General features: G+C 42.2%; 4 protein-coding genes. All 4 read left to right on the top strand.

Features of this window, described 5'->3' with window-relative positions:
* The coding region (locus K1X82_14175) for a replication-associated recombination protein A (GenBank protein MBX7183254.1) at window positions 1-509 on the top strand (509 nt) is incomplete at its 5' end.
* Window positions 510-563: 54 nt separating this feature from the next.
* Complete coding sequence (locus tag K1X82_14170; protein ID MBX7183253.1) at window positions 564-1,898, top strand: MATE family efflux transporter; 1,335 nt, start codon at window positions 564-566, stop codon at window positions 1,896-1,898.
* On the top strand, window positions 1,898-3,064 hold the full coding sequence (locus K1X82_14165; GenBank protein ID MBX7183252.1) for a T9SS type A sorting domain-containing protein: 1,167 nt from the start codon (window positions 1,898-1,900) through the stop codon (window positions 3,062-3,064). The genes K1X82_14170 and K1X82_14165 overlap by 1 nt, the downstream gene beginning before the upstream one ends.
* A 748-nt stretch (window positions 3,065-3,812) precedes the next feature.
* Entirely contained in the window at window positions 3,813-6,782 is a 2,970-nt protein-coding gene (locus tag K1X82_14160; protein MBX7183251.1) for a leucine--tRNA ligase, read from the top strand.
* Window position 6,783: the final 1 nt, after the last annotated feature.

The following is a 6,783-nucleotide window of genomic DNA, read 5'->3' as shown; positions in this document are numbered from 1 at the left end:
ATGCAGCGGTATATTACCTCGCCCGGATGATTGAAGGAGGGGAAGACCCTCTTTTTATTGCCCGAAGAATGCTCATTTTAGCATCAGAAGATATCGGAAATGCCAATCCTACTGCTTTGGTGATTGCTAACAACTGCTTTCAAGCTGTCAACGTAATTGGTTACCCCGAAGCCAGAATCATTCTTAGCCAATGTGCCGTTTACCTCGCTACCTCTCCCAAAAGTAATTCAACCTACCTGGCAATCGATGAGGCCCTGGCCCTGGTTCGTCAAGGTGGTGATTTACCGGTTCCTCTGCATTTGCGAAATGCTCCTACCAAACTCATGAAGGAATTAGGCTATGGAAACAAGTACGAATACGCCCATAGCCATCAAGGCAATTTCGTTAATCAGGAATTCTTACCCGAAGCCATCGCCGGTACCTCCTTTTATCAACCTGGAAACAATGCTAGAGAAAGGGAAACCAGAGAAGCGCTTCGAAAATTATGGGGTGAAAAATATGGCTATTAAGCCGGTTTTGCATTCTTTATTAACCCCGTTCAACCTTAATTCTACCTTTGCAACTTGGAAAAAGAAATCAGCTATACCAATAAACGCATTTGGGACATTGCCTGGCCAATGGTCTTAGGTGGTGCGGGTCAAATGCTGATCAATATCACCGATACCGTATTCCTTGGCCGTCTTAACGAAGTAGCTCTTGGAGCAAGTGCAATCGGTGGATTGTTCCTGGCTACCTTCCTGATGATTAGTTACGGATACAGCGCAGGTATGCAAATCGTCATTGCCCGAAAGGACGGGGAAGGTAAACTACTTGAAATAGGTAAAGTTTTCTGGCAAAGCGCCTATTTTAAACTGGGTTTCTCCTTAATTCTGCTTCTGTTTTTTGTACCGTTTGCCCCACAATTCCTTACCCTATTTGTTTCTTCAAAGGAAGTTTTGGCAGCTTGCACCACTTTCATCACCCTGCGTTTATTGGGACTGCCTTTTTCATTCGCCATTTCCCTTTTCAGAGGATATTATGCCGGAATCGGAAAAACCAGAATTATTTCCATCGCCATCGGTTCTTTTGCTTCTCTAAATCTTATTTTAAATTACCTGCTGGTCTTTGGAAATTGGGGTTTCCCTCGCCTCGAAATTGCAGGTAGTGCCATAGCTTCCGTAATTAGCGAATTGGTTGGCGCCCTGATCTTCTTCACCTATTCTTATTTTTCAGCACACTCTAAAACCTATGGATTGGATAAAAGAAGCGGATTAAATCTTCGTGTTCTTTGGGAAGTGCTCGAACTTGCTTTACCCATGATGATCCAATTCTTTATGTCGGTTGGCTCGTGGTTCGTGTTTTTCCTAATGGTCGAAAACCTGGGCGAACGTGCCCTCGCCATTTCTAACCTCACCCGAAATGTTTACATGGTTCTCATGATGCCTCTCATCGCTTTTAGCAATGTAACTAACACCATTGTCAGCAATCTGGTTGGACAAAACAAACTAAATGAAGTAATTCCTACTGCTAAAAAAGTGGTATGGATGTGCTTGGGCATTACCGCTTTGTTGGTATTTCTAAATTTAATCTACCCGCAAGGACTCATGAAACTTTTTACCAATATTTCCCCGGTCATTGACGATACGATTCCAATTATCTACATCATTTCAGGCTCTGTTTTTTGCTTTGCTTTGGCTCATAACATCCTTTCTATTGTCTCCGGACTGGGTAAAACACTTATTACCCTAGCCATTGAAATTACTACTCTTATCTTTTATTTTCTTTACACCTGGTATGCATCCGAAGTAGCCCACCTTTCCCTCGGACTTATTTGGTGCAATGAGTATATCTATTTTTTAGTTATGTTGATTCTCAGTGTTTTTTACCTTCGCAAATATTTCAAAACAGCAACCCCCTAATGCGCATTTTAACTTCTACCCTTACCTTTCTCTTTTTGATTGTTTTTCTGAGCTTCCAATCATCGGCTCAAATTTCAATCCTTACCAACGATATGCCTAATGTTGGCGACACTTTCAGGCTGAGTTCTGCCTTAGGCGGTGGTGGTGGAGGTGGCGGAAATCAAACCGATTACCTTCTTACTCAAACCGGTGCAGATCAGGTTTGGGACTATACCTTCCTTTCTTCCAAATCCCAAACAGTCGATACCTTTTTCTCGCCTCTGGAAACCCCGGTTTCTTATAACTTCGTTTTTACCAACCTGATTTTATACCCCGACAACTTCTCTGACCTCGCTCAACGAAGCAATACCATCCCTACTCCTCCAACAGGTACCGGCGGTTCTAGCATGTTTTCCATTACCGATGCTTATGACTTTATCCAACGAAATTTCGATAACCAATACGCTATCGTTGGAAATGCTTTTAAACTCAATGATGTCCCAAGCCCTAATGCCTTCAATGGAAAAGACATTATTTATGAGTTCCCCCTGGAGTACCAAGATAATTTTTCATCAGCATCCAACTATGAAATTCATATTCCCTCCTTTGTCGATTATTACCACCGTCAAGTGCGTACCAATGAAGTTGATGGATGGGGAAAACTTTATACTCCTTATGGTGAATGGCCTCAGGTTCTAAGAGTTAAATCAACCATCGTTGGGGTCGATAGCATCATCTTTCTCCAAGGTCCATTTCCTTTCCCACTTACCTTGCCTAGTACTATTATCGAATACAAATGGCTGGCTAAAAATATCGGAGTTCCTGTTCTGCAAATTACTACCCGCGCTTCCTCAGGCTTTGGTGGCGGTGGTGGCCAAACAACTGTTTCCGAAGTAAATTACATCGATAGTATGCCTCCCGGAAATTTCCAAATCGACCATACAGGCATCCAAACTCTTGACAATCAAGGCTATATTCTTTACCCCAATCCGGCTAAAAACAACCTTACTTTGTTCAGTAAATCCACCTCTATCGGATTGGTTCAAATCAAAGACCTTCAAGGAAGAGTAGTGCTGGAATCGACTGGTAATCAAGCAGAAACTCAATTTAACATCACTTCTTTACAAGCCGGAATGTACACCATCTCTTTCCAAAACCGGGTTGTTAAGTGGATTAAAGAGAACTAAGTCCTGAATTTTCTATTTTTTTAGGCGGGCCCCCTTAGCCCTCCAAATTTTCGTCAAGACTCCTATCATACTGCTTGGGCTTCGGGTCACGCTTTCGGCTGTAGTCCTCGGCACACTTGGCTAGCGCCGCGTGCGCCTGTGGGCTACTTGCCTCTATCGTTGCCCGAGGGTGCAAACCCAATCAGATTCAAATTGAAAAAATTGGGTGAGTGACAAATTGGGTTACCAATGGGAAATTAGCAATAGCCAATAATGCGTCGAGTTCCTTTGCCTAAACCGTGTTTGGATGAGTAGGTATTCTTGCAATTATCAAAAAAGTTAGGTGACTATTTCTCTAAAAACATGGGTAAAGATACTATAGGTTGAGGTTTCGACTCGGGCAACGATAGAGGCAAGTAGCTCCAAGCCAACGCAGCGTTTAGCGGAGTGGGCTTGGACTACAGCCGAAAGCGTGACCCGAACGCCATGCAAACTATTTTGGGGTTGCAAAAATGGAGGAAGGCGGAGGGGGCCCGCATACTAGAAATTAAAAAAAATAGTGATTATGTATAGTTGAGAATCCAGCATACCCAATTCTATCCATGCGCTAAGCCACCTAGTTTGGCCGAATCCTTTTACACTTTCAGCCGGGCAATTGTCAAAATTCATTCCATTCCGGCCATCGAACTTGAAAAGTATCTGGTAAAAGTGAAAAGAATCCTTGTTTTTTCCTTCCGTAGTTTGCGCTACAACCATACTTTTGCAGGCAATGGAATACAATCACAAAGAAATCGAAGAAAAGTGGCAGAAAAGATGGGCCGAAAATAAAACCTTTAAAGCTGACAATCAATCTACTAAGCCCAAGTATTATGTATTGGATATGTTTCCTTATCCAAGCGGTGCAGGCTTACATGTAGGCCATCCACTCGGATATATTGCTTCTGATATTTTCGCTCGATTTAAGCGTCACAAAGGCTTTAACGTCTTACACCCAATGGGTTACGATGCTTTTGGTTTACCTGCCGAACAATATGCCATTGAAACAGGTCAACACCCGGCACTTACTACCGAAAAAAACATTGCCCGCTACAGGGAGCAACTGGATAAAATTGGGTTTTCATTCGACTGGGATAGAGAATTTAAAACCTCCGACCCTGCGTATTACCGCTGGACTCAATGGATTTTTGCCCAATTATTTAATTCCTGGTACAACAAAAAAAGCAACAAGGCTCAAGCCATTTCTGAACTGATTGCACTGTTTGAAAAAGAAGGAAATTTCAACGTCTCCGCAGCTTGCGACGAAGATTATACTGAATTTACTGCAGATCAATGGAGGTCCTGGTCCAAACAGGAACAATCAGCGATTCTAATGCAATACCGTTTGGCTTATCAAAAGTTCACAGCCGTTAACTGGTGCCCCGCATTGGGTACGGTTTTGGCCAATGATGAGGTAAAAGACGGAGTTTCAGAACGAGGTGGACATCCGGTCGAAAGGAAAATGATGAGGCAATGGTCGCTTCGAATTACAGCATATGCCGATCGTCTATTGCAAGGGCTTGACACGATCGACTGGCCGGAAAGCATCAAAGAAATTCAACGCAACTGGATTGGTCGAAGTGAAGGTGCTTCCATCCAATTCAGAGTTGCTCCCCATGATTCTGTTTCACCTGTTGCAAATATTTTTCCGGTAGGAGAACCCAATGCAGAGACTGGATTTTATGTTGGTGGTGGTGAGATAATTGAAGTTTTTACCACCCGTCCTGATACCATTTTCGGTGTAAGCTTCGTAACTCTGGCTCCTGAGCATGAATTAGTAAACAGAATTACCACCCCGGAACAAAAAGAAGCGGTGGAAGAATATGTGAATTGGGCCAAAAACCGAAGCGAACGGGAACGGATGTCGGAAGTAAAAAAAGTAAGCGGTGTTTTTACCGGAGCCTTTGTTTTTCATCCGTTTACCGGTTCAAAAGTTCCGGTTTGGATCGGCGATTATGTTCTTGCAGGATATGGAACCGGGGCAGTGATGGCAGTTCCATCAGGCGACCAACGCGATTGGAATTTTGCTAATCATTTCAATATTCAAATAATTCCCCTGCTTGAAGGGCAAGATTGTTCGGAGGGTGCTGATGAAAGCAAGGATAAAAAAATGATTAATTCCGGCTTTTTAAATGGACTAACAGGCAAGGAAGCTATTCCGGTTGCAATCAAGGCCATTGAAGAAAAGCGAATTGGAAAGGGTAAAGTAAATTTTAAGCTAAGAGATGCCGGTTTTAGCCGTCAACGCTATTGGGGCGAACCTTTCCCGATCATCTACAAAGATGGAATTCCTGAACTATTGCCATTCGGCCAATACCCTACCCTTCCCGACGTTAAAACCTACCAACCTACCGGAACCGGAGAAGGTCCACTAGCCTCTGTGCAAGATTGGGTTCATGTAACTTTTGAAGATGGAAAACAAGTTTGTAAACGCGAAACCGATACCATGCCCGGTTATGCCGGTAGCAGCTGGTACTACCTTCGTTACATGGATTCGAAAAATGAAACAGAATTCGTTTCCAAAGATGCCGCTACGTATTGGAAGGAAGTGGATTTATACATCGGTGGTTCTGAACATGCCACCGGGCATCTGATGTACGTACGCTTCTGGACTAAATTCTTAAAAGACTTAGGCTATCTTAACATTGATGAACCGGCCAAAAAACTCATCAATCAGGGAATGATCCAAGGTAGAACAAGTTTTGTTTATCAGGTTTTCTTTGTAAATATGACAACGGATTTCACCCATCCAATCTTTGTTTCAAAAGGAATTTATGACCAATTTCAAAAAAACATGGATCCGGAATGGCTAATCCAGCTTATAAATAAGAAATTAAATCTTTCCATCTCCCTTTCTGATTTCCCAAAAGCCGTGGTAGGAATAAATGCCCCTCGGGTAGATGTGAAATATGTAAAAAATGACGAATTGGATATCGAAGGATTTAAACAATGGAGAGAAGATTACAGCCAAGCCCAATTTGTTTTAGAAAATGGAAAATACATCTGTGGATACGAGGTTGAAAAAATGTCTAAATCCAAATACAACGTTGTAAATCCGGATGACATCGTTTTAGATTATGGTGCCGACACCTTGCGTTTGTATGAAATGTTTCTCGGACCTCTTGAACAAAGTAAACCTTGGAATACCAATGGAATTACAGGTGTTTCAGGATTTTTGAAAAAATTATGGCGTTTGTACCTTCCCCTTATGGAAGGAAAAGAAGAATCACAAGAACCAACTAAAGCTGAACTAAAAACCTTACACAAAACCATTAAAAAAGTACAGGAAGACATAGAACGCTTCTCGTTTAATACCTCTGTAAGCAATTTCATGATTTGTGTGAATGAATTAAGTGAAGCCAAATGCTCCAATCGTTCCATTTTAGAACCATTGTTGGTATTACTTTCTCCTTATGCGCCGCATATAACAGAAGAATTGTGGGAGAGACTAGGACATTCATCAACCATTGCATTTGAACCTTTCCCTGAATTTAACCCGGCTTTCCTGGAGGATAATACATTCAACTATCCGGTTTCATTCAATGGAAAAACACGCTTTAACCTGGAGTTACCGGTAGGACTTAGCAATGCCGAAATTGAAAAGGCTGTCCTTGAACATGCCGAATCCGTAAAATGGACAGAAGGTAAAACACCCAAAAAAGTGATTGTGGTTCCAAAGAAAATTGTCAATGTGGTAATTTAAC

The organism is Bacteroidia bacterium (assembly GCA_019695265.1).
In the GTDB taxonomy this organism is placed as follows: Bacteria; Bacteroidota; Bacteroidia; order JAIBAJ01; family JAIBAJ01; genus JAIBAJ01.
The sequence above is the reverse complement of the archived record's forward strand: the minus strand, read 5'-3'. Positions and strand labels throughout refer to the sequence as shown.

Bases quoted from the DNA above. Each gene is read 5' to 3' on its own strand.
- K1X82_14165 (MBX7183252.1), top strand. From the start codon at position 1,898: ATGCGCATTTTAACTTCTACCCTTACCTTTCTCTTTTTGATTGTTTTT.
- K1X82_14160 (MBX7183251.1), top strand. From the start codon at position 3,813: ATGGAATACAATCACAAAGAAATCGAAGAAAAGTGGCAGAAAAGATGG.